21 protein-coding genes are annotated in these 21,811 nt (G+C 59.6%); 13 read left to right on the top strand and 8 right to left on the bottom strand.

Translation table 11 applies throughout. The annotated features are described in order from the left end of the window. Nucleotides 1-52 precede the first annotated feature (52 nt). Complete coding sequence (locus LOH53_RS03405; RefSeq protein ID WP_230066328.1) at nucleotides 53-1,534, top strand: aminopeptidase P family protein; 1,482 nt, start codon at nucleotides 53-55, stop codon at nucleotides 1,532-1,534. A gap of 6 nt (nucleotides 1,535-1,540) precedes the next feature. Here LOH53_RS03405 and LOH53_RS03410 read toward each other — a convergent pair whose 3' ends face one another. From LOH53_RS03410 to LOH53_RS03420, 3 genes are all read right to left on the bottom strand, one after another. Continuing rightward, complete coding sequence (locus tag LOH53_RS03410; protein WP_230066329.1) at nucleotides 1,541-2,545, bottom strand: NADPH:quinone reductase; 1,005 nt, start codon at nucleotides 2,543-2,545, stop codon at nucleotides 1,541-1,543. A 114-nt stretch (nucleotides 2,546-2,659) separates the two neighbouring features. Beyond that, a complete protein-coding gene (locus LOH53_RS03415) occupies nucleotides 2,660-2,926 on the bottom strand; it encodes a hypothetical protein (protein ID WP_230066020.1) in 267 nt (88 codons plus the stop codon). Nucleotides 2,927-3,083: 157 nt separating this feature from the next. Further along, entirely contained in the window at nucleotides 3,084-4,190 is a 1,107-nt protein-coding gene (locus LOH53_RS03420; RefSeq protein WP_230066330.1) for a GTP pyrophosphokinase, read from the bottom strand. A 90-nt stretch (nucleotides 4,191-4,280) separates the two neighbouring features. Between LOH53_RS03420 and LOH53_RS03425 the strand changes: the two genes are divergently transcribed. From LOH53_RS03425 to LOH53_RS03445, 5 genes are all read left to right on the top strand, one after another. Continuing rightward, nucleotides 4,281-5,243, top strand: a complete 963-nt coding sequence (locus tag LOH53_RS03425) for a carbohydrate kinase family protein (protein ID WP_230066331.1) — start codon at nucleotides 4,281-4,283, stop codon at nucleotides 5,241-5,243. Nucleotides 5,244-5,246: 3 nt separating this feature from the next. Beyond that, complete coding sequence (locus LOH53_RS03430; protein WP_230066332.1) at nucleotides 5,247-5,774, top strand: YbhB/YbcL family Raf kinase inhibitor-like protein; 528 nt, start codon at nucleotides 5,247-5,249, stop codon at nucleotides 5,772-5,774. Nucleotides 5,775-5,825: 51 nt separating this feature from the next. After that, nucleotides 5,826-6,635 carry an HAD family hydrolase gene (locus LOH53_RS03435; protein WP_230066395.1) on the top strand — a complete coding sequence of 270 codons (810 nt, stop codon included), beginning with the start codon at nucleotides 5,826-5,828 and terminating at the stop codon, nucleotides 6,633-6,635. A 19-nt stretch (nucleotides 6,636-6,654) separates the two neighbouring features. Next, a complete protein-coding gene (locus LOH53_RS03440) occupies nucleotides 6,655-7,440 on the top strand; it encodes a glycerophosphodiester phosphodiesterase (protein WP_230066333.1) in 786 nt (261 codons plus the stop codon). A 72-nt stretch (nucleotides 7,441-7,512) separates the two neighbouring features. Beyond that, the gene (locus LOH53_RS03445) at nucleotides 7,513-8,628 is read left to right on the top strand and encodes a glycerate kinase (protein ID WP_230066334.1); all 1,116 of its coding nucleotides are present in this window, start codon (nucleotides 7,513-7,515) and stop codon (nucleotides 8,626-8,628) included. Between the two features lie 95 nt (nucleotides 8,629-8,723). Here the strand turns inward: LOH53_RS03445 and LOH53_RS03450 are convergent, their stop codons facing one another. Both LOH53_RS03450 and LOH53_RS03455 read right to left on the bottom strand, forming a co-directional pair. After that, nucleotides 8,724-10,028 (bottom strand): uracil-xanthine permease family protein, encoded by a 1,305-nt coding sequence (locus LOH53_RS03450; protein ID WP_230066335.1) that lies wholly within the window; start codon nucleotides 10,026-10,028, stop codon nucleotides 8,724-8,726. A gap of 138 nt (nucleotides 10,029-10,166) precedes the next feature. Further along, complete coding sequence (locus tag LOH53_RS03455) at nucleotides 10,167-10,475, bottom strand: ArsR/SmtB family transcription factor (protein ID WP_230066336.1); 309 nt, start codon at nucleotides 10,473-10,475, stop codon at nucleotides 10,167-10,169. A 53-nt stretch (nucleotides 10,476-10,528) separates the two neighbouring features. Between LOH53_RS03455 and LOH53_RS03460 the strand changes: the two genes are divergently transcribed. From LOH53_RS03460 to LOH53_RS03470, 3 genes are all read left to right on the top strand, one after another. Continuing rightward, on the top strand, nucleotides 10,529-11,464 hold the full coding sequence (locus tag LOH53_RS03460) for a cation diffusion facilitator family transporter (protein WP_230066337.1): 936 nt from the start codon (nucleotides 10,529-10,531) through the stop codon (nucleotides 11,462-11,464). Nucleotides 11,465-11,617: 153 nt separating this feature from the next. Next, nucleotides 11,618-13,204, top strand: coding sequence for an FMN-binding glutamate synthase family protein (locus tag LOH53_RS03465; protein WP_230066338.1), 1,587 nt, complete (start codon nucleotides 11,618-11,620; stop codon nucleotides 13,202-13,204). A gap of 57 nt (nucleotides 13,205-13,261) precedes the next feature. Next, nucleotides 13,262-14,983 carry a thiamine pyrophosphate-dependent enzyme gene (locus tag LOH53_RS03470; protein ID WP_230066339.1) on the top strand — a complete coding sequence of 574 codons (1,722 nt, stop codon included), beginning with the start codon at nucleotides 13,262-13,264 and terminating at the stop codon, nucleotides 14,981-14,983. A gap of 20 nt (nucleotides 14,984-15,003) precedes the next feature. Here LOH53_RS03470 and pgm read toward each other — a convergent pair whose 3' ends face one another. Together pgm and LOH53_RS16980 are read right to left on the bottom strand one after the other, a co-directional pair. Then, nucleotides 15,004-16,647 (bottom strand): phosphoglucomutase (alpha-D-glucose-1,6-bisphosphate-dependent), encoded by a 1,644-nt coding sequence (gene pgm / locus LOH53_RS03475; RefSeq protein ID WP_230066340.1) that lies wholly within the window; start codon nucleotides 16,645-16,647, stop codon nucleotides 15,004-15,006. Nucleotides 16,648-16,822: 175 nt separating this feature from the next. Continuing rightward, nucleotides 16,823-18,073, bottom strand: a complete 1,251-nt coding sequence (locus LOH53_RS16980; protein WP_407651403.1) for a hypothetical protein — start codon at nucleotides 18,071-18,073, stop codon at nucleotides 16,823-16,825. 81 nt (nucleotides 18,074-18,154) lie between these two features. Between LOH53_RS16980 and LOH53_RS03490 the strand changes: the two genes are divergently transcribed. After that, the gene (locus tag LOH53_RS03490) at nucleotides 18,155-18,415 is read left to right on the top strand and encodes a hypothetical protein (RefSeq protein WP_230066403.1); all 261 of its coding nucleotides are present in this window, start codon (nucleotides 18,155-18,157) and stop codon (nucleotides 18,413-18,415) included. A 96-nt stretch (nucleotides 18,416-18,511) separates the two neighbouring features. Here the strand turns inward: LOH53_RS03490 and LOH53_RS03495 are convergent, their stop codons facing one another. Next, nucleotides 18,512-19,990 carry a peptide MFS transporter gene (locus LOH53_RS03495; protein ID WP_326832731.1) on the bottom strand — a complete coding sequence of 493 codons (1,479 nt, stop codon included), beginning with the start codon at nucleotides 19,988-19,990 and terminating at the stop codon, nucleotides 18,512-18,514. 170 nt (nucleotides 19,991-20,160) lie between these two features. On the opposite strand from LOH53_RS03495, the gene LOH53_RS03500 reads away from it, so the two are divergent. The 3 genes from LOH53_RS03500 (at nucleotide 20,161) to LOH53_RS03510 (ending at nucleotide 21,797) form a co-directional block, all read left to right on the top strand. Further along, nucleotides 20,161-20,487 (top strand): rhodanese-like domain-containing protein, encoded by a 327-nt coding sequence (locus tag LOH53_RS03500; protein WP_230066341.1) that lies wholly within the window; start codon nucleotides 20,161-20,163, stop codon nucleotides 20,485-20,487. Nucleotides 20,488-20,519: 32 nt separating this feature from the next. Then, nucleotides 20,520-21,461, top strand: coding sequence for a prephenate dehydratase (gene pheA / locus LOH53_RS03505; RefSeq protein WP_230066342.1), 942 nt, complete (start codon nucleotides 20,520-20,522; stop codon nucleotides 21,459-21,461). Nucleotides 21,462-21,623: 162 nt separating this feature from the next. Then, complete coding sequence (locus LOH53_RS03510) at nucleotides 21,624-21,797, top strand: hypothetical protein (RefSeq protein ID WP_230066343.1); 174 nt, start codon at nucleotides 21,624-21,626, stop codon at nucleotides 21,795-21,797. Nucleotides 21,798-21,811 lie beyond the last annotated feature (14 nt).

The raw sequence follows: 21,811 nt of genomic DNA on the forward strand, positions 1-21,811 counted from the left end.
AGCCCTGGATGTAGAAACAAAAAATACAAAAGCACAAAAGAAAGTGAAGCACATGACCTCGAGCCAGAGCGCAGGTACGCGCTCCATGCCGATCGCAAGCACCCCAGATCCCCGCATGCCTCGCCTGGCCAACGTGCCGGCGTTCACCGAATATATGGGCACGGGCTGGGGTACTCCGGAGAGAACTCCACCAGTGGTTGCTGGCGCGGCGGGGGCAGCAGCGGATCACCGCACGCGGGCAACGGATCAGCTCCGCGGGCAGGCGTTGGTGATCGGGGCAGGAACTGCTCCCGTTCGTAGCCACGATACCTACTACGACTTCCGCCCCGACTCTGACTTTTATTGGCTAACGGGTGCCTCAATCGACGGCGCAGTTTTGGTTATGGCACCCACGGCGTCTGGCCACGACGCCGTCCTGTATATCCCGGCGCCGTTCTACGCCGCGGACCCAGCGTTCTTCACCAACGCCGCGCACGGCGAAATGTGGGTCGGCTCGGCTCCGGACTTTTCTGACTGGGCGGCCGCACTCGGGCTCGCCGTCAAGTCGCTCACTGAGCTCGACGCCGGCATCACTGCTGCTATGCGAGGAGCCACTGGCGCCGGCGGCGGCCCAATTCTAGGTGGCGGCAAGCTGCCCACAGGACTCGAGGCGCGCCACGGCATCGACGCCGGATCCCGCCTCGGGAATGTTCTTTCGGATCTGCGCATGGTCAAGGACGACTGGGAAATTGCCCAATTACGCGAAGCCGTGAACCATACTGTTGATGGTTTCGCCGCCGTTGTTCGGGAGGTTCCCGCCGCGATTAGAGTCGGTGGTGAGCGTTGGCTGCAGGGAACTTTTGATCGCCATGCCCGCACCTACGGCAACGGCGTCGGATATGCCACCATTGTTGGCAGCGGCAAGCATGCACCCACGCTGCACTGGGTTCGCTGTGACGGTCCTGTGTTGGAAGACAAGGTGCTTCTGCTTGATATGGGGGTAGAGACAAACAGCTTCTACACAGCCGACGTCACACGCACTTTTCCGGGCTCGGGGACGTTTGATCCCACCCAGAGAATGGTGCACGACTTGGTGGAAAAGTCGCACCGTGCCGGGCTGGCTCAGGTGGGCCCTGGCAAATACTTTTCTGATTTCCACACGGCGTGCATGGAGGTAATTGCCAACGGGCTCAACGACTGGGGCCTACTTCCGGTCTCGGTGGACGAGGCGCTTTCGCCGGGTGGCCAGCACCACCGCCGTTATCTTGTCTGCGGCGTTGGCCACCACCTGGGCCTGGACTGCCACGACTGCGGCCAGTCAAGTTACGAAAGTTACCAGGGAGCCCCCATGGTTCCGGGAATGGTTCTGACTGTGGAGCCGGGTCTTTACTTCCACGAACACGACTTGACTCTCCCGCCAGAACTGCGCGGAATCGGTGTGCGCCTGGAGGACGATATTTTAGTGACCGGAACTGGCTCTTCCGTGCTCTCCGACGCCCTGCCGTTGGATGCTTCCGGCATCGAGAATTGGATGAAGCAGGTCCAGGGGAGCTAAAGGGCTTTACGGTATTAGCACCAGCTTCCCGTGCCCCGTGCCCGCCTCCAACAAGGCGTGCGCGGTGGCCGCTTGGGATAGGGGGAGCTGGTTGATGTGACGGGACCGCAGGCTACCGTCAACGAGCAGAGCATTAACGGCGGCGGCAGCATCCGCCAACTCGGGGACCGTGGCGTTGCTGATGGCGAAGCCGCGAATACTCCCGTCGCGAGTGTAGAGCTTACCCAGCGGCACGGCGTTAGTGGCCGCGATCCCGGATAGTGCGATGATGCGTCCGCGCAGCGCCATCAGTTCCACTGTGAGTTCGAGATGGTGCCGCCCCGAAGTTTCAATATGCACATCCAAGCCTCGTCCTTCGGTGAGCTGGTAAACAGCGGCTTTTAGCTCGTCGTCGAAGGTTTGAGAACTGTAGTCCAATGCAACGCAAGCGCCCAAGCTCCGGCAGTATTCGGCGTCGTCCGTTCGGGCGGAAACAATGACGCGGGCGCCGGCCCGGACTGCCGCAATGAGAAGTGCCGAGCCCACGGCACCCGCAGCGCCTCCCACAAAAACGCTTTCTGCCGCGCGGATCCGGGCGTGTCGGTGCAAAGCGAGCCAGGCGGTGGCCCCCGAATGAAGGACCGCGGCGGCCTCCACCGCGTCCACCGAATCTGGCAGCCGGTACAGGCGATCCAAGGGCACCACGGTGAATTCTGCCGCAGCCCCGGCCCGGCCGTCGAAGCCTGCGGAGTTTGACCAGACCGCGTCACCGGGGCTCCAGTGTGCGGGAGTTCCGGGGCCGACGGCGGCAACCGTGCCCACCAGGTCCCGGCCAAGGACCTGGGGAAATTTCAGTGACGTGGCATAGCTACCGCTGCGCACAAATGTATCCACATGATTGACGGCGGAGGCGCGAACCCTGACCAGGGCGGTGCCAGGACCGGGCTGCGGAACGGGAAGTTGCGCGTACGTGATCACCCCTGCTTCGCCAACGTGGTTGAAGTAGGCGGCATTCATCATCCTCACAGTCATGACTGGATTCTAAGCCTGCTGGCGAGGGAACACTTCACTGATGTGCACCTAAGCGAGAAGAGGCCCGGCATAAGATTCATGCCGGGCCTCTTGGAAAAAGTGTTTCTGTGTGACTTAAGCGGAAGCTGCTTCCTGCTGCTGCTTCTGCTTGAGCACAGTGGCCTTGACCGTCTCGAGGTCAGCTGCCACGCGGGTCAGTGAGCTCTTGTAGGAAGGCCAGTCGCTGGTCTTGAAGCGGCTAGCATCCGGACCCTGCCACTGAACGGAGTTTGCCTTGGAATCCAAGGTGCTCGTGATGGTGTGGATCTGATCGACTGCGTGGGCAATCTTGCTTGCCAAATCCGCCATGTCCTGGGGGTCATTACCAATCAAACCGGCCATGATGCACATCCTTAGCGTAAGAGTTGTTTCCGAATGGCTTGTCCATCCGGGCTACTAAGAGAAATCTAGCAAGGCTGTTAGCAGTTCGTCGATGGGGACAACTCCCCAGTGGCCTTGGACCGTTCCAAATGGCCGCCAGAAGCCCAGCCGTGGGTAGCTAGAAGCCCAGCGACTTACGGTATCGCTGCATTTGTTGGTGACGGCGAATGAGACTGTCACGGCGGGAGGTCTGATCGGCAGAGGCGTCCTCGGCGGTCAGCTCAATGTGCCGTTGGCCAAACTGCCACAACAACAAGTCATCGAGCAACCGGTCTGGGCCGGGGGAATACCTGTGATCCAGAGCCTTACGCACGTTGGAGATGATCTCCGGCTGCAAAAGAGCCGCCAGATCAATCGTCTTGGTCAGCCCATGCGCGGCAACCAATTCGGCAGCCCAGCCCCAGTCGTCGTCGGCCTTACGGTCAACGTGGGGCAGCAGCGTCTGCCACACCGCCTTGATTCGGTTGGGGGTCAGCGAGACCTTCCCTTCGCCGTCGGCATCCCAAAAGCTGGTGACCGTTTCATAGCGCTCATGCAGTTCTGAAAAAGCCTGTTCCACGGTTTCTAGCATGGCTGCAGTGGCAGTGAACTGCCGATCAAAGTAAGGGCTCCAGGCCCGTGGATCCTGAGCCTTGAACCGGATGTCATGCTCAATTTCGCTCCAGGCATGGGCAAAGACGGTGCGGATCTGACACTCAAAAAGATAGCTTCCGCTGTGCTTGTTGCCCGGATCTAATACTTCTTGGTAGGCGCGCACCACATCATTTTGAATGGTTCGCAGGATCAGGTGCCGGCTGGAATAACCGTACGTTCCGGATTCAATAGAGCCAATGTCCTTTTCCCGGTCGCCACGGCAGTCAAAGAGGCTGCGGCGGCGCTTGATCAAGTTGGCGGCCTGCGCGTTTTCGCTGGGCAAGGTGGTGATGACCCGCACGCCCACCATGTCCGTGAGGTTGCGCAGCGGCTCCGGGAACTGCAGTGCGGGTGCCACATCAGGTTCTGCGGCCACCATGCGCGAGGCTTTTTCGCGGAACGATTCCACGCTCTTGGTCCGGCTCGTGATAAACAAGGGGGCGTCGTCGGCCTCTCCCATGACCTGGCGCATGAGTGATTCCATCTCCGCGGTGACCCGAACAAGCTCCGGCAAAGCGCGTTCATAGCTTTCCACGGAGGCAATGACGGATGGCCGTAGAGATTCATCTAGGCGTTCCCAATAGCTGCTCATATCCTTGAGCCTAAACGTACCGGCTGCACAGGGTCGAGCCGGAGACCTGCGTGTCAACGTTTTTCGCGGCTGTAGCCGTAGGCTGGTGGCATGCTGACGATAATGGGCGAGGCCTTGATCGACGAAGTGGTCCGGGAGGGGCAGGACCCCATCCCGCACGTGGGCGGGAGCCCCCTGAATGTGGCCGTTGGCCTAGCGCGGCTGGGTCATCCCGTCCAGTTTCTGGGACGTTACGGTAAGGATCCTTACGGGGCCATGGTGGCGGCTCATCTGCAAAAAAATGGCGTGCTGGTTCCTGTGGCACCCGACGATCTCCCGACGTCCGTCGCCCGGGCCGTCTTGGACACCGAGGGTGCGGCCGAGTACGAATTCGACCTTGACTGGGAACTACCGGCGGCGGCCGCAGGTCCAGGCGGTGCCCCCAACTTCATGATGGCAGCCACCACGCTGGTTCACACGGGTTCAATTGCTGCAATGCTGGCACCAGGTGCGCAGCAGGTTCTGACCGCCGTGATTGCCGCACACCCGCGTGCCACAATTTCCTATGACCCCAACGTTCGGCCCACCATCATCCCTGACGTTGCTTACGCCCGCGAGCAAGCAGAGAAGTTCGTGGCCCTCTCTGATGTGGTCAAGGCCTCAGACGAGGACTTGGCCTGGCTCTATCCGGGAGTCGATCCCAAAAAATCGGCACGTGCCTGGCTGGAAATTGGCGGAACCGGAGCCAGCAGTGGCACGGAGGGTCCGGCGATGGTGGTGCTTACCCAGGGTGGACAAGGGCCTTGGGCGATCTGCGCGGCCGGCGAGGTCTCCTGCCAAGTACCAGCTGTGAACGTCGTGGACACTGTGGGGGCGGGGGACTCTTTCATGGCGGCGCTGCTAAGCGCACTGGTTGAGCGCGAACTTGACGGGGCGCAACGCCGCTCCGCTCTCCGGACCATCACCTGCGAACAGCTTCAGGAACTGCTCCATTACGCTGCCCAGGCCGCAGCCATCACCGTTTCCCGTGCCGGGGCTAACCCGCCCACACGTGCCGAACTACAGGAAGGTTAGACCATGTACAACTATGACCCTTATGAGTTTCTTGCCCCCGTCCCGAAATTCACGTTGACCAGCGGATCGTTCGCAGATGGTGATGCCATGCCGCCGGCCCAGGTGAATCCGGGCGCTCACGCGGATGGAAAGGATCGGTCCCCGGCACTGAAATGGTCGGGGTTTCCGGCTGAGACAAAGAGTTTTGCCATCACCATGTTTGATCCTGACGCTCCTACGGCCAGTGGATGGTGGCATTGGTCTGTGGCTAATGTGCCGGTCCAGGTCACAGAGTTATCGGAGGGCGCCGGTAGTGGTCCCGCTACCATGCCCACAGGTGCACTGCTGTTGAGGAACGACGCCGGTACCTCGGCCTATATGGGCTCGGCGCCTCCGCCCGGGCACGGGCCACACCGCTACATGGTGGTGGTGCACGCCGTCGACATCCCCACTTTGGATCTAAACGCTGACTCCACGCCAGCCGCTCTGGGTTTCAACTTGGCCTTCCATACCTTGGCTCGGGCCAGGATCACCGCCACGTTTGAGGTGTAGCGTGCGGATCGCCGCGGCCGCCAACGGTGTGGAAGTTGGATAGCCTTGAGTATGCGCTTAATTGCCAGTGACATCGATGGAACCATCCTGGGCCACGACGGAAGCATCAGCTCCCGGACGATCAAGGCCTTTGCCGCTGCTGCCCAAGCAGGAGTTGAGATTGTTTTTGTAACGGGCCGTCCTCCGCGCTGGCTCGATCCCATCCGTGAGCAGATCGGTCACACCGGAACCGTCATTTGTTCCAATGGCGCACTCACCTACAGCTTGGAAACCGAGACCGTGGTGAGCTCGCATTTACTGGACTGGGCCACAGTGGAGAACGTCCGTAACACTATCTTGGGGTTGGTCCCGGAACCGCACTTTGCGTTAGAGTGCCTCAACGGATTCCATGTCGAGCCGGGCTTTTTCGGGGCATCGCGTCCGTCAGGAGTAGAGGGCGTGACGCCCGCGGAGCTCACAGCACAGCTGGCTCGCGACGGCATCGTGAAGATGCTTGCCGTGTTGCATAGTGGCAATGCCGACCAATTCATGGAGCTAGTCCGTCCACAGGTGGGTGCACTGATCTCAGTGACGCACTCCGCCCCGGAACTGGCCCTTTTAGAGATGGGCCCGTTGGGCGTGAACAAGGCAGTGACCTTGGCCGAATATGCGCGATCCCGCGGCATTGCTGCGGAGGAGGTCGTGGCATTTGGTGATATGCCAAACGACATCGAGATGCTGGGCTGGGCAGGCGCCGGTTATGCGATGGCGAGCGGGCACCCGGACGCGCTAGCTGCGGCCTCGTTGAGGGCTCCCAGTTTTGCCGACGACGGCGTAGCCCAGGTCATCGAGGCCCGGCTGGCTGATCTTCGCCGGGTCTGAGGACAGCGGGGGAACGGATATGAAACATCAGCGTCAGCCCGGTAAGCCGTTTCTGGAGTCATCCGTTCCGTTGGCGATCGCCCACCGAGGATTTAGCCGTGACGGTTTTGAAAATACCGTCATGGCCTTCAAAGCGGCTCAAGAACTTGGATACACGTATCTAGAAACTGATATCAACACTACGGTGGACGGTGTCACCATTGTCTTTCACGACGCCACTCTAGAACGGACCACAGGCCAATCCGGGCTGATAGCGCAACTGCCCTTTGATGTTGTGAAGAAGGCGCTTATTGGTGGGCAAGAACGCATCGCCACGCTGCCAGAACTCTTCGCAGCAATGCCGTCGGCACGGTTCAACATTGACGTCAAGGATGACGGATCGGTCGCAGCGTTGGCTCAACTCATTGAAGAACGCAGCCTTCATGAGAGGGTTTGCGTGGCGTCGTTCTCGGACAAGCGTCGGAAGGATGTGCTGGCCCGGCTGTCCAAACCGGTGGCCAGCTCCCCTGGCCAGTCACTCTTGGCGGCGTACTTTCTGCTCGGTTCGTGGCTGCCGGCGCGCTGGGTCGAAGCGATGATGGAGGGGGTGGACGTACTCCAGATCCCGCTTCGGTTCAAGGGCCTCAAACTCGTAAGCCGGAGGTCCCTGGAAAGAGCACATCGTTTGGGTCTGAAAGTGCATGTGTGGACTGTCAATGAGCCCGCGCTCGTGCATCGACTGTTCGATTTAGGGGTCGACGGCATCATGACGGACAGGGCTGATCTGCTGGCCGACGTCATGCGTGAGCGCGGATACTGGGCGTAACATGGCCGCCCAAACGCGTGACCGGGAGGCGCTTAGAAAGTCATTTCGCGTCAGGGCTGGCAGGATGGGAACATGCGAATCCTGATTGCACCTGACAAGTTCAAAGGCACCCTGACCGGCGTCGAAGCGGCAGCGGCGATGAGCGAAGGAGCCCTGCGCGTGTACCCGGAGGCGGTGGTGAGAACCCTGCCCGTTGCTGATGGTGGGGAAGGAACGCTGGAGGCGGCCGTTGCGGCTGGATATGACGAGCGGATAAACGCCGTTGTGGGCCCCATCATCAAGCCTGTTGGTGCGGCTTGGGCGTACAACGCGAAAACCCATACGGCCGTGATTGAGACAGCCTTGGCCAGCGGCTATCTTCTGAGCGAACCCACGGTGGAGAACTCTTTGCGGGCGCACTCCTACGGTTCGGGCCAACTGATTGCGTCGGCCCTGGACGCGGGGGCCACTGAGATCGTGATTGGTCTTGGCGGTTCGGCCATGACGGATGCAGGATCCGGCGCGTTGCGTGCACTAGGGCTGAAGCTGCTGGATTCGCACGGGAATTTGGTGCCGTTGGGAGGGGGGTCGCTGCTGGATGTTGCCGCCGTCGATCCTTCCGGTTTAGACCCGCGCCTCACTAATGTCCGCCTGCGCATGGCCGTGGATGTGGATAATCCTCTGTTTGGTTACAACGGTGCCGCGCACGTCTTTGCCCCGCAAAAGGGTGCCGATGCGGATGCCGTGGAGAAGCTCGACGCCGGGCTGCGTCATCTTGCATCGCTGGTCCGGGAGTCTACCGGGGTGGATATTGACGTTTCCGGTGCCGGCGCGGCAGGCGGCTTCCCGGCACTATTTTTGGCCTACACAAAAACCACTATTGAGCGCGGGTTTCTTCTGGTGGCCGAAATGGTGGGGCTGGACGCAGCGCTTGCCGACACTGATCTGGTCATCACCGGTGAAGGTTCTCTGGACGCGCAATCACTCTCTGGCAAGGCTCCCATCGGCGTGGCTGACGCGGCGCACGCTCGGGGACTGCCCGTCGTCGTAGTGGCCGGGCACATTAGCGTGACTGCGGCCGAGCTTGCCAAGCACGGAGTTGTGGCTGCGGTCAGCGCAACGGACGTTGCCGGCTCATCCGAGGCGGCCTTGGCCGACGCCGCTCGTTATACGACCCGGGCCACCTCGGAAGCACTCAACGGTATCTAATACCGACTTTCCACTGGCGCAAAACCCAACTCCAGTTTTGCGCCAGGTGCACTATGCGCACAACTGAGGCGCAATGGTGCGCCAGCAGGAAGCACCTAGTGGGTGGCTGGGTCTTTTTCCGGCTCCAGCGGGTCCTCTGCGGTGCCGCGCCACTTCGCGAGGGCATGCATGCCGTGGTAGACCACCAATGCGGCGGTTGTACCAAGGGCAATGCCGGCAAACTGTAGCTGGCCAGCTACCCAGGTGAAGTCCGCTACGCCCACTATCAGTGCGACGGCGGCAGTGGTCAAGTTGATGTTGTTGGAGAAATCCACCTTGTTTTGCACCCAGATGCGCACGCCCAAAATGCCGATCATGCCGTAGAGCAAAGTGGCGGCTCCACCCAAGACCCCCACGGGGACGGTGGCTATGAGCTCGCCAAACTTAGGGGAGAAACTCAGTAGCAGCGCCGCCAATCCGGCCACATAATAGGCAGCTGTGGAATACACCTTGGTGGCCGCCATGACACCAATGTTCTCCGCGTAGGTGGTAGTACCGGAACCGCCACCAAAACCGGCAAGCGTCGTAGCTACGCCGTCGGCAATGATGGCCCGGCCGGCGTAAGGATCCAAATTCTCTCCCGTCATAAGGGCCACGGATTTCACGTGTCCAATGTTCTCGGCGACGAGAACCAGCACCACAGGAATGAACAGGCCAAGAACGGCGAAGTGGAAGGTGGGGGATTGGAAGTGGGGTAGCCCGATCCAGCCAGCGCCGTCGACAGTGGAAAAGTTCACTTCACCGCGCAGAACTGCCGTTAGATAACCTGCCGCGACGCCCACCAGAATGGCCAACCGGCCCAAAATTCCGCGGAAGAGCACGCTGACGAGGATGATGACGCCAAGGGTGATGACAGCCGTGACTGGAGCCAGTTTGAAATTGTTCCATGCCGAGGGCGCTAGATTGAGGCCGATCAGCGCCACAATGGTTCCGGTGACAGGTGCAGGCATGAGCCGGTTGATCCAAGTGGCCCCATACTTTTGCACGACCATGCCCAATACGGCCAGGGTCACACCGGCAATGACTACTCCGCCCAGCGCGCCCGCCACGCCAAACTCCTGCTGCGAGGCCAAAATAGGGGCGATGAAAGCAAAACTTGAGCCAAGATAGCTTGGCACCCGCCCGCGTGTGAGCAGCAAGAAGAAAATCGTGCCAATTCCGGAGAAAAATAGCGTGGTCGCTGGCGGCATATGAGTGAGGAGCGGAACTAAGAACGTGGCACCGAACATAGCCACGACGTGCTGGAGGCCGATCCCGATGGTGCGGGGCCAGCTCAGGCGCTCATCAGGGGAGACTACTTGCCCGGGTTTGATGGTCTTGCCGTCTCCATGGACGCGCCATTTGGTGCCCAACAAACTCATTGAATGCCTCTTCTTGTGTGATGTGCCGCATGTACTGGGCCACGCATAAGGATATAGGCACGGATCCGCGGGTGCGGAACTGCGAGCCCCGAGGGTGGTCACGCAAAGTTACGGTGGATCGGCGGGCATTGAGGTCACTCAGTGCGGTTCGTGCCCGTCGTTGGCCAGCAGTACTACGCCCAGAAGGTCACCTAATGCGTGAGCCAAGGCCGGATGGGCCAGCTCATATCTTGAACGGCGCCCCTCTTGCACGGCAACAGCAAGTCCGCAGTCACGCAGGCATGAGAGGTGGTTGGAGATACTTTGGCGAGAAACCCCGAGCTTTTCCGCAAGCGCGGCCGGATAGTTGGGTTCGGAAGCCAATTCCATGAGGATTTGTGCCCTGGTCGGGTCGGAAATGGCATAGCCAAAGCGCGCAAGGACAGCCGCGTTGCTAATGGTCTTCATTCTCAATATGATACACCTTTTGGTGGATTCATCAATGGATGTACTATTGGGGTATGTCAGAACACAGTCACTCCCACAGCCACAGCCATGGCGGCGCCAGCGTTGAAACTCACCAGGGACGCATCACCATCGCCTTGTGCGTGACCTTGGCCGTCTTTGTTCTCCAGGTCATTGGATCGATCCTGACAGGCTCGCTAGCGCTGCTCTTCGACTCCGCCCACGTGCTCACCGACGCCGGAGGGTTGGCCATGGCCCTGGTGGCGGCGCGCCTCATGGGACGGCCCTCCACCAACAAACGAACTTGGGGATTTGCCCGCGCGGAGATCCTGGCGGCCACGGCGCAAGCCGCTGTTCTGCTCGCTGTAGGTTTGGTGGTTCTTGTTGAGGGTGTGCAGCGACTCATGCACCCGGGCGAGATCGCCTCGCAGGAGCTGATCTACTTCGGTCTGATCGGGCTGGTGGGTAACGTCATATCCCTCTTCGTACTGTTGGGTGGTCGCAGCAACAATTTCAATATGCGTGCCGCGTTCCTGGAAGTGCTTAATGACGCGTTGGGATCCGTGGCCGTCATCGTCGCCGCTATCATCATCACCACAACGGGATGGGTCCAAGCCGACGCCATTGTCGCGATGCTGATCGGAGTCTTGATCTTGCCGCGTACGGTGAAGTTGCTGCTGGAAACCATAGGTGTGCTGCTGGAATCAACCCCGGCAGGACTCAACTTGGACAAAGTCCGGGAGCACATTATGGCCATTGACCATGTCCGTGGCGTTCATGATCTCCATTCAAGTCAGATCGCCACAGGCCTGCCGATCCTCTCCGCTCACGTCGTGGTGGATGAGGGGTGCTTCCATGACGGCCATGCACCTACAATGCTTGACGCCCTTCAATCCTGCGTGGCCGGTCACTTCTCCGTCAGCATCGAGCATTCCACATTCCAGTTGGAGCCCGTGGGGCACGCCGAACATGAGCTTGGCGCCCACCACTGAGCCTGACGCGGGGAGCCCGCGCAGGGAGCCTGACGCGGGAAGCCCGCGCACACTAAGCCTGACGCGGGAAGCCCAGCCTCCCCGTTCGCGCGGCGAACACCCCAGCTGAACTGTCTTCAGGAAACTGCCAAAGTGTGGATGTAGCATGAGAATATGTTGCGGATCACAATGTTGGGTGCACTGTTCGTTCTCACTCTTGGCGCCGCCGCGCTTGCGTGGTTCGTCGGTCCGGGGTGGTGGGTAGCCGTAGCGGTTTTCCTCATACTGTTTCTGGTGGCGATCTATGACGTCACGCAGAAAAAGCACTCCATTCTGCGTAACTACCCGGTCCTTGGCCACATGCGTTTCATGCTGGAATACATCCGTCCCGAACTTCAGCAGTACTTCATTGAACGCAATTACGATGGCCGCCCGTATGACAGGGACACGCGTTCATTGATCTACGAACGGGCCAAGGGCACCAACGAGGAACAAGCGTTCGGTACCGAACGCGACGTCAACGCCGTCGGCTATGAATACCTGGTCCACAGCACGGCTCCACTGGAGCCGCCGGCGGAACAACCCCGGGTGCGTATAGGCGGGCCCGACTGCACGCAGCCCTATGACATGGCGCTGCTGAACGTTTCCGCCATGAGCTTCGGCGCGTTGTCAGCCAATGCCTTGATGGCGATGAATAAGGGCGCTGCTATGGGTGGATTCGCCCACGATACGGGCGAGGGCGGTTTGAGCGAGTACCACCTCAAACACGGTGGTGACCTTGTCTGGGAGATCGGCAGTGGCTACTTCGGGGCCCGTACCAAAGATGGGAATTTTGACCCTGACATATTTGCCGAGAAGGCGGCCCACCCGTCGGTGAAGTGTTTGAGTCTAAAACTGAGCCAAGGAGCGAAACCGGGTATCGGTGGGGTGCTCCCTGCGGGTAAAGTCACGGCTGAGATTGCGAAGACTCGTGGCGTCCCGGAAGGGGTGAAGTGCGTGAGCCCGCCCTCCCACAAGGTGTTCTCAACTCCTAGGGAACTGATCTTGTTCATGGCCAAAATGCGTGCCCTAAGCCTTGGAAAGCCAGTGGGATTCAAGCTGTGCGTAGGCTCACGCAGTGAATTTCTGGGTATCTGCAAGGCGATGGTAGCCGAGGGAATCACCCCGGACTTCATCATCGTGGACGGTTCTGAAGGCGGTACCGGAGCCGCGCCCATGGAGTACGAAGACCACGTGGGAACGCCCCTGACTGAAGGCCTCATGTTGGTCCACAACGCCCTCGTGGGTACGGGGCTGCGAGATCGTATTCGGATCGGCGCATCGGGGAAGGTCGCCACTGGTACCGACATCATCAAACGTGTCATTCAAGGTGCGGATTATACGAACGCGGCCAGGGCCATGATGATGGCCACTGGGTGTATTCAGTCCCAGCGTTGCCATACGAATCAGTGTCCGGTCGGTGTTGCCACCCAAGACCCGCGTAGGGCGTCTGCGCTCAACGTTGAGGATAAAAGCCACCGCGTTCAGCGCTATCAACACGCCACCGTGGCGGAGGCATTGCGCATGGCAGCATCGATGGGAGCGCATGATTTCTCCGAGTTGTCTCCAGCGATGCTCCGACGTCGGATTGGCCATATGGACACCAAGTCGTATGCGGAGCTCTACAACTGGCTCCAGCCGGGTGAGCTTCTCCAACAGCCGCCCGAGTCTTGGGCGCAAGACTGGGCCGCGGCTAACGTAGACGCTTTCTCGCACAACTAGGAATCCTCCAGAGGTCACTGGTACGGCCGGGGCCTTGGTTTAGACAGGGAGAAGACAATGGACACTATTGCCAAAATGATCGTCACGGCACTTGCGGATCTTGGGGTCAAGCAGATCTGGGGGGTGGTGGGAGATGCGCTGAACCCGCTCACTGACGCCATTCGTACGGAGGACAGGCTGGACTGGATAGGGGTGCGCCACGAAGAAGTGGCCGCTTTTGCCGCCGGGGCGCAGTCGCAGCTCTCTGGAGAGTTGGGTGTGTGCATGGGGACCGTGGGGCCGGGCTCGATTCATTTGCTGAATGGCCTGTACGACGCTAAGAAGTCACGGACTCCCGTGCTGGCGATTTGTGGACAGGTACCCAGTGCTGAAATTGGCAGTGGATTCTTTCAAGAGGTCAATAACGACCAGCTTTTCGCCGACGTGGCCGTTTTTGCCAAGACAGTGACTAGCCCGGGGCAGCTGCCGTATCTGCTAGAACAGGCAGTCAACGCAGCCCGCGCGCTCTCCGGTGTGGCAGTGTTGAGTATTCCCGGAGACATTGGCTCCGCGCAGGTGCCAGATGACGTGCGTCCTCATTTTGTTGATGTACGACGGCGGCAGGCACCGGAGCCGGACGCGGTGAGTGCCGCGGCGCAGGCACTTAACGACGCCGACACGGTCACGATGCTAGTTGGTATGGGTGCCCGCGAGTCGCGGGAGGAAACGCTCGCCGCAGCACAAGCTCTGCAAGCGCCCATGGTTCTCACGCTGAAGGCCAAAGAAGGTTTAGAGAAAGACAATGATTTCCAAGTGGGCCAGAGCGGGTTGATTGGAAACCCGGCTGCTTTGCACGCGCTTGACTCCTGCGATGCCCTGCTGATGGTTGGCACGGACTTCCCCTACCGTGAGTGGCTCCCAGAGGGGAAAACGGTGATTCAGCTGGACGTGCGTGGAGAAAATATCGGCGCGCGCATCAATGTTGATCACGGTGTGGTGGGGGACGCAGGGTTGTCGCTTCAGATGCTGCTGCCCCTGCTCCGTGAACGCTCCGACGGCGGCCATTTGGCGCAGGCGCGGAAGAAATACGCTACATGGACTGCGGAACAGTCACGCCTTTCTGAACCAGGGTACGGGTCAACGTTGACTGGGCGCCTTCGCTCTACAGTGGATAATCCGGATGGTTTGATTCGTCCGGAGGCCGTGGCGGCTGCCGTAAATACCCATGCGGCCAGCGATGCGATTTTTACCTCTGATACGGGGATGTCCACTGTGTGGCTTTCCCGCTTCGTGTCCATGGAAGGTGACAGGCGGCTCCTTGGCTCATACAATCTGGGTTCCATGGCGAATGCCATGCCGCAGGCCCTCGGGGCATCGGCATGGGACCGGTCCCGTCAAGTAATTGCGTTCTGCGGAGACGGTGGGCTGACCATGCTGCTTGGAGATTTGCTAACGGCAGTGGCCTACGAGCTCCCCGTGAAGCTGGTGGTGTTCAATAACGGCCGGCTGGGCATGGTGAAGCTTGAACAAGAGCAGGTGGGATTGCCCGAGTTTGGCACAGTTCTACACAATCCCGACTTGGCGCAGGTGGCACGTGCCTGCGGGCTGCATGGCATCAGGGTGGACGACGTCGGCGAGTTGGATGCCGCCATCCTTGAAGCTCTAGCTCATCCCGGCCCTGTGTTGGTAGACGTGCGCACTAATCCACAAGAGGTGTCGCTTCCGCCGCGGACTAGCATGCGCCAGGCCCTCGGGTTTGCCGCCGCAAAACTCAAGGAAACCCTGGACTCAGCTGGCTAGAACCGGCTGGCTAGAGTCAACTAGGAGATGACGCCGTCAACGAGGGCCTTAGCCTCGGCTTGGACTTGGGCTAGGTGTTCGGGGCCCTTGAAGGACTCCGCATAGATCTTGTATACGTCCTCAGTGCCGGAGGGACGGGCTGCGAACCAGGCATTTTCAGTGGTGACTTTGAGTCCACCGATGGCTGCTCCGTTGCCGGGGGCTTTTGTCAGCTTTGCCGTAATGGTTTCCCCTGCCAGGGTGTTGGCAGTGACATCGTCGGCGGCGAGATTCCCCAGGGCCGCCTTTTGTTCGCGAGTCGCGGCGGCGTCGATGCGTGCGTACGACGGCGAGCCAAAGCGGGCGGTCAGCTCACCGTAGTGAACCGAGGGTGACTTGCCGGTAACGGCTGTGATCTCAGAGGCGAGCAGCGCCAGCAAAATGCCGTCTTTGTCGGTGGTCCACACCGAACCGTCTTTCTTTACAAATGATGCACCGGCGGATTCCTCGCCACCAAAGACGCCCTCACCGGAGAGCAGACCGGGGACAAACCATTTGAAACCAACCGGTACCTCAACTAATTGGCGGCCCAGATCGGCGGCAACTCTGTCAATGATGGAAGAGGAAACAAGAGTCTTGCCGACGCTGGCCGTGGCGGGCCACTGGGATCGGTGCGTGTACAGGTACTGGATGGATACTGCCAAATAGTGGTTGGGATTCATGAGCCCGGCGTCCGGGGTGATAATTCCGTGCCGGTCGGCGTCGGCGTCGTTGCCCGTGGCAATGTCATAGGGTGCGCCCGCTGAAAGCTTGCTGATCAGAGAAGCCATCGCGTAGGGCGAGGAGCAATCCATCCGGATCTTCTCATCCCAGTCGAGAGTCATGAAGGCCCACTGCGGGTCAACTGTTGGGTTGACGACGCTCAAATCCAGGTGGTGGCGCTCGCCGATCTCTCCCCAATAGTCGACGGAGGCCCCGCCCATGGGGTCCGCCCCGATGCGGACACCGGCCGCCCGGATGGCGTCCAGGTCCAGGACAGAGGGGAGATCGTCGACGTAGCTGGAAAGAAAATCAAACTTGTCGGTGGTGTCCGCTGAAAGTGCATCGTTTAGTGGGACCCGCCGCACGCCACGGAGGGCGTTTTCCAATAATTCGTTGGCACGGTTTGCGATCGTGCCTGTGGCATCCGAATCCGCAGGGCCTCCGTGTGAGGGGTTGTATTTGAATCCGCCGTCGGCGGGAGGATTGTGCGAAGGGGTGATAACAATGCCATCAGCTAGTCCCTCTGTGCGACCAGCGTTGTACGTGAGGATGGCATGTGAGAGGGCGGGGGTGGGTGTGAAGCCGTGGCGGGCGTCAATGAGTACTTGAACACCGTTTCCGGCAAGTACTTCTAGTGCCGTGTTTTGGGCGGGCTCACTGAGCGCATGGGTGTCTTTGCCCATGAAGAGTGGTCCGGTGATGCCTTGGCCTGCCCGGTATTCGATGATGGCCTGTGTGATGGCGAGAATATGAGCCTCGTTGAAGGATGATTTCAACGATGACCCCCGGTGCCCGGAGGTGCCAAACACTACGCGCTGGGCTGGATCGTTTAGGTCCGGGGACAGATCGTAGTACGCATCCATCAACGCAGTGAGATCAACAAGGTCCTGGGGTAGGGCAACAGTGCCCGCGCGGCTAGCCATGTCCCCAGCATGCCAGAGTAAGGGACGGTATCGCACTTATTTGTCACAGTATGGACGTGCAATTCGTAGTTTAAACCGGAGCCGATGCGCTTCGAGTGTCCCAGCGCGCGCATGCTGGACTACGATGGGAGGCAAGTTTTCCGTAACCATTTCAGCTTGCCTTACCGCAGCCCAGCTACCGCAGGAGCCAGCATTGTCCAACCAGCCGGATCAACCGCAGCCCCAACCCGACATCCCTGCGGGCTACACGCCCCCGGGCTACCTTCCCCAGACCGTCGATCAGGTCCGCGCCCAAGAACCGCAGCTCCCTCAGCCCAATCAGGAGCAGCAGGTTCCTCAGGCTCCACAGTATGGTCAGGAGCAGCAGGTTCCTCAGGCTCCACAGTATGGTCAGGAGCAGCAGGTTCCTCAGGCTCCACAGTATGGTCAGGAGCAGCAGGTTCCTCAGGCTCCACAGTATGGTCAGGAGCAGCAGGTTCCTCAGGCTCCACAGTATGGTCAGGAGCAGCAGGTTCCTCAGGCTCCACAGTATGGTCAGGAGCAGCAGGTTCCTCAGGCTCCACAGTATGGTCAGGAGCAGCAGGTTCCTCAGGCTCCACAGTATGGTCAGGAGCAGCAGGTTCCTCAGGCTCCACAGTATGGTCAGGAGCAGCAGGTTCCTCAGGCTCCACAGTATGGTCAGGAGCAGCAGGTTCCTCAGGCTCCACAGTATGGTCAGGAGCAGCAGGTTCCTCAGGCTCCACAGTATGGTCAGGAGCAGCAGGTTCCTCAGGCTCCACAGTATGGTCAGGAGCAGCAGGTTCCTCAGGCTCCACAGTATGGTCAGGAGCAGCAGGTTCCTCAGGCTCCACAGTATGGTCAGGAGCAGCAGGTTCCTCAGGCTCCACAGTATGGTCAGGAGCAGCAGGTTCCTCAGGCTCCACAGTATGGTCAGGAGCAGCAGGTTCCTCAGGCTCCACAGTATGGTCAGGAGCAGCAGGTTCCTCAGGCTCCACAGTATGGTCAGGAGCAGCAGGTTCCTCAGGCTCCACAGTATGGTCAGGAGCAGCAGGTTCCTCAGGCTCCACAGTATGGTCAGGAGCAGCAGGTTCCTCAGGCTCCACAGTATGGTCAGGAGCAGCAGGTTCCTCAGGCTCCACAGTATGGTCAGGAGCAGCAGGTTCCTCAGGCTCCACAGTATGGTCAGGAGCAGCAGGTTCCTCAGGCTCCACAGTATGGTCAGGAGCAGCAGGTTCCTCAGGCTCCACAGTATGGTCAGGAGCAGCAGGTTCCTCAGGCTCCACAGTATGGTCAGGAGCAGCAGGCTCCACAGTACGGCCAGCAGCCGCAAACCCAGCCGCAGTACGGCCAATCCCCTTACGGGAAGGTCCCGTACGGACAGAATCCTTACGGTGCACCCCAAGGCGGGCAGTTCCAGCAGCCCCAATTCGCTGCACCTACGTACTATCAGGGTGGGCCCGGCTACGTAGACGCCACTAGTGGCCCACGTGGACTCAGCTTGGCCAGCATGATCATTGGTCTTACATCGTTATTCGTGGCTGGCTGGTTCATCATTCCGCAGATTGTGGGAATCGTGCTCGGTCACATGGGCGTGGCCAAAGAGAGCCCACAGGGAAAACCGTTTTCCATCACCGGCTTGATCACCAACTACCTGGCCTTAGTGATCTATGGCGGGCTGTATGCGTTCTTCATCTTCGGTTTGGCCATCATGGCCAATGACTCCGGTAGCTATAGCAGTGGATATTCGTCTATGCTCCCAGGGCTCTAAATTAGAGTTACACAACATCTATTCTTAAGTCCGACGGCGGCACCCCCCTTACGCAAATACGTGAGGTGAGTGCCGCCGTCGGACTTTAAAGTGGGCTTACATGATTCCGGCCATCAACTTCTTGATGGGCTTGTTTGCTGCGAAAACCAGTATGCCAAAAACAATCGCGACTAGACCTACCACGAGGAAGTACGGCGTCTCGTTAGCAGGGTTGTAATACTGCGCCAGCACACCGGACATGGCCGTACCCAGGGAGACCGACAAAAAGAACAGCGCCACCATCTGCGTCTGGAACGCTGCCGGAGCCAACTTGGTCGCGAGGGACAGACCTACGGGTGAGAGCAGCAGCTCAGCCATCGTGAACAGCAGCAAGATGATCACGATCGAATAAAGCGGCACGGAAACCAAACCCGCGAACGGGATGAATGTCAGATAAGCCAAGCCCATGACCACCAAAGACGCAGCGAACTTCAGCGGCGTGCCGGGCTGACGGCTGCCCCATTTTGTCCATAGTGCAGCAAACACACCGGCGAAGATGATGATGAAAACCGGGTTGATCGAGGCAACCCAACTTGGCGGCATCTGCCACCCAAAGACGTTTAGGTCCAGACGTTTGTCCGCGTAGAGAGCCACCACCGTGAATTGTTGCTGGAACAAGGACCAGAACACGGCACTAGCCAAAAACAGTGGCATGAAAGAGTACACACGGCTGCGCTCAATGGCAGTCAGTGACTTGTTGGCGAGAATAACTGCAAAGTAGGCGATAGCGGCCACGATGACGACTGCCACGATCACCCATTTGAGGTTCTCCGCAGTGATGAACTTGAAGACCACAGCCAAAACAATAACGACGAGAGCCGCCGCTGCCAACAGACCGAACTTGAGGAATTGCTCCCGCGGAAGAGGATTGGCGATGTGGTGTGCGGACTCAGGCAGATTTTTGCGTGTCAAAGAGTACTGGATGAGACCGAAGGCCATACCGACCGCGGCAGCACCGAAGCCCACATGGAACCCCCAATTCACTTGGAGCCAACCTGTCGCAAGCGGACCAATGAGTCCACCAATGTTGATACCCATGTAGAACAATGAGAAGCCTGCATCGCGGCGCTCATCGTCCTTGGCGTACAGTGTGCCGACCAACGAGGTGGCGTTGGCTTTCAAGCCACCGGAGCCGACACCGATCAGAATGAGACCAACGATCAGTCCAAACGCACCTGGGAGAAGAGCGAGGGAAAGGTGTCCGGCCATAATCAGAATGGCGCTATAAAAAAGCACCCGTTCTGAACCCAAAAGACGATCGGCAATCCAAGCACCAAGAATGGTGGATAAGTAGACACCACCACCGTAGGCGCCGACGATCCCGAGGGCCGTGGCCTCGGGGATACCAAGGCCACCTTTGGTGACGGTGTAGTACATGTAGTAGGCGAGAATGCCCTGCATGCCATAGAAGGAGAAGCGTTCCCACAGCTCGACGCTGAAGAGATTGAGCAGCATTTTCGGCTGTCCAAAGAACGATGTATCGCGGGGTTCTTGGCCGGACTGGGCGGTGCCAGCTGGGCTTTCGTTTGAGCTCACTGACCAATTTTCGCACCAAAGTGCTTGCACAGCACAACTCACTGCGCTCGCACCGGGCCCCTCGGGCGCTAGCGCCTACCGCCCTCCCAGCGCTCACTGCGCTCGCACCGGGCCCCTCGGGCGCTAGGCTTGAACCAAAATCTGTTCCACAGAGCTGTAGGAGAAACTCCATGTCTGAGATCATGACCGTCACTGTTTCCGAGTTGGCGTCCGACGCCGTCATTCTGGACGTCCGTGAAGATTACGAGTGGGAAGCTGGGCACATCGACGGCGCCCTCCATATCCCCCTGGAGCAGCTCCCTGAACGCCTCGAGGACCTGGACCCGGATGTGGATGTCAACGTTATTTGCCGCACTGGTGGGCGCTCCTTCCGCGCTACTACGTGGCTAAACGCAAATGGTTACAGTGCGTTCAACGTGGCGGGTGGAATGGGCGCGTGGTTCGAAGCGGATAAGCCCATGGTTTCCGGCAACGGCGAAACCCCGCGTGTGCTCTAAATTTCTGCATTCTCTTTTCAGATAGGTTGTCCATGACCGACGTGCCCGGTATTTCCCCCCTGCCATATACCTTTTTGGGTCCCGAAGGGACGTTCACGGAGTCTGCACTACTTCTGGTGCCTGCTGCTGCTGATGCGCAGCGGGTTCCGTCTACGAATGCAGCCTCGGCGCTGTCAATGGTGCGCAGAGGGGAAGCCTTCGCCGCGATGCTGCCGATTGAGAACTCCATTGAGGGTGGCGTGCCGGCGACCCTGGACGCTATTTCCAACGGCGTGGAACTGCGGATCTTGCACGAGGTGGTGGTGCCGGTCAGCTTCGTCCTAGTAGCCAAGGACGGCGTGCGCCTGGAGGACATCACCGACGTTGGCACGCACCCGCATGCTTGGGCGCAGACCCGCGATTGGTTTGGCGAGCATCTTCCCCATGCGGCTCATGTGGCGACGAATTCCACGGCGGCTGCTGCCTATGAACTACTCGGCGCCGCCCCAACGTTTCAGGGCGCAGTCTGTGCCTCCTTGGTGGCACAGCGTACGGGACTAAAGGTGCTGGCAGCAGGGATCGAAGACAACACAGGCGCTGTTACAAGGTTTGTGCTGGTAGGCGGGTCTGAGTTTTTGCCGGAGCCCACGGGCGCAGATAAAACTACGTTATCTATTCCGCTGCCAGAGGACCGACCTGGTGCCTTGATGGATATTCTGGAGCAGTTTGCCAGCCGGGGCGTGAACCTTAGCCGCATTGAATCCAGGCCAACGGGACAGTTTCTGGGCCACTACAACTTCAGCATCGACGTGGATGGACATATCCGTGACGCTCGGGTGGCCGACGCCGTCCGTGGACTTCGCCGGGTCAGTCCGGGTATCCGGTTCCTGGGCTCATACCCGCGGGCTGACCAGCAGGCGCCGCTGATTCGCCCCTACGATTCCGACGAAGTCTTTGCCGAAGCCGACGCATGGGTGCAAAGTCTGCTGCGCTGAGCAGACGGTATGGATTGCGTAAACGAGGTTTGCGCGGGCTCTTTCGATATCTCAAGTGCGAGCCTATGCTGTGGATAACCGTCCGGATGTTCTCTGGACGGCATCAGCTAGTCAATGTCGGCCAGATGGTTGCCGGTGCCAGTAGGGAAGAGGTGCATCATAATGAATCCGCAGGGAATCAAGGATGGTAACGACGACGGAAAAATCGTCAATCCCGGTATCGACGAAGGCAGGGATACCTCGGTGGGCGATGAGGGCGATGAAGCCAACGAACTGCGCTTTGATGAGGAAGAACGCTTGATCAAGGAGCAGTCCTTACGCCCGGAAACCGACTAGTTTCAAAAACGTCT

The organism is Arthrobacter cryoconiti (assembly GCF_020905375.1).
Lineage (GTDB): Bacteria > Actinomycetota > Actinomycetes > Actinomycetales > Micrococcaceae > Specibacter > Specibacter cryoconiti.

What these genes read in the sequence shown, in the direction of transcription:
- LOH53_RS03430 (WP_230066332.1), top strand. Translation starts at nt 5,247, where the DNA reads ATGTACAACTATGACCCTTATGAGTTTCTTGCCCCCGTCCCGAAATTC.
- pgm (WP_230066340.1), bottom strand. Translation starts at nt 16,647, where the DNA reads ATGGCTAGCCGCGCGGGCACTGTTGCCCTACCCCAGGACCTTGTTGAT.
- LOH53_RS03450 (WP_230066335.1), bottom strand. Translation starts at nt 10,028, where the DNA reads ATGAGTTTGTTGGGCACCAAATGGCGCGTCCATGGAGACGGCAAGACC.
- LOH53_RS03500 (WP_230066341.1), top strand. Translation starts at nt 20,161, where the DNA reads ATGTCTGAGATCATGACCGTCACTGTTTCCGAGTTGGCGTCCGACGCC.
- LOH53_RS03440 (WP_230066333.1), top strand. Translation starts at nt 6,655, where the DNA reads ATGAAACATCAGCGTCAGCCCGGTAAGCCGTTTCTGGAGTCATCCGTT.
- LOH53_RS03410 (WP_230066329.1), bottom strand. Translation starts at nt 2,545, where the DNA reads ATGACTGTGAGGATGATGAATGCCGCCTACTTCAACCACGTTGGCGAA.
- LOH53_RS03445 (WP_230066334.1), top strand. Translation starts at nt 7,513, where the DNA reads ATGCGAATCCTGATTGCACCTGACAAGTTCAAAGGCACCCTGACCGGC.
- LOH53_RS03405 (WP_230066328.1), top strand. Translation starts at nt 53, where the DNA reads ATGACCTCGAGCCAGAGCGCAGGTACGCGCTCCATGCCGATCGCAAGC.
- LOH53_RS03460 (WP_230066337.1), top strand. Translation starts at nt 10,529, where the DNA reads ATGTCAGAACACAGTCACTCCCACAGCCACAGCCATGGCGGCGCCAGC.
- LOH53_RS03425 (WP_230066331.1), top strand. Translation starts at nt 4,281, where the DNA reads ATGCTGACGATAATGGGCGAGGCCTTGATCGACGAAGTGGTCCGGGAG.
- LOH53_RS03435 (WP_230066395.1), top strand. Translation starts at nt 5,826, where the DNA reads ATGCGCTTAATTGCCAGTGACATCGATGGAACCATCCTGGGCCACGAC.
- LOH53_RS03465 (WP_230066338.1), top strand. Translation starts at nt 11,618, where the DNA reads ATGTTGCGGATCACAATGTTGGGTGCACTGTTCGTTCTCACTCTTGGC.
- pheA (WP_230066342.1), top strand. Translation starts at nt 20,520, where the DNA reads ATGACCGACGTGCCCGGTATTTCCCCCCTGCCATATACCTTTTTGGGT.
- LOH53_RS03455 (WP_230066336.1), bottom strand. Translation starts at nt 10,475, where the DNA reads ATGAAGACCATTAGCAACGCGGCTGTCCTTGCGCGCTTTGGCTATGCC.
- LOH53_RS03510 (WP_230066343.1), top strand. Translation starts at nt 21,624, where the DNA reads ATGAATCCGCAGGGAATCAAGGATGGTAACGACGACGGAAAAATCGTC.
- LOH53_RS03415 (WP_230066020.1), bottom strand. Translation starts at nt 2,926, where the DNA reads ATGGCCGGTTTGATTGGTAATGACCCCCAGGACATGGCGGATTTGGCA.
- LOH53_RS03490 (WP_230066403.1), top strand. Translation starts at nt 18,155, where the DNA reads ATGATCATTGGTCTTACATCGTTATTCGTGGCTGGCTGGTTCATCATT.
- LOH53_RS03420 (WP_230066330.1), bottom strand. Translation starts at nt 4,190, where the DNA reads ATGAGCAGCTATTGGGAACGCCTAGATGAATCTCTACGGCCATCCGTC.
- LOH53_RS03470 (WP_230066339.1), top strand. Translation starts at nt 13,262, where the DNA reads ATGGACACTATTGCCAAAATGATCGTCACGGCACTTGCGGATCTTGGG.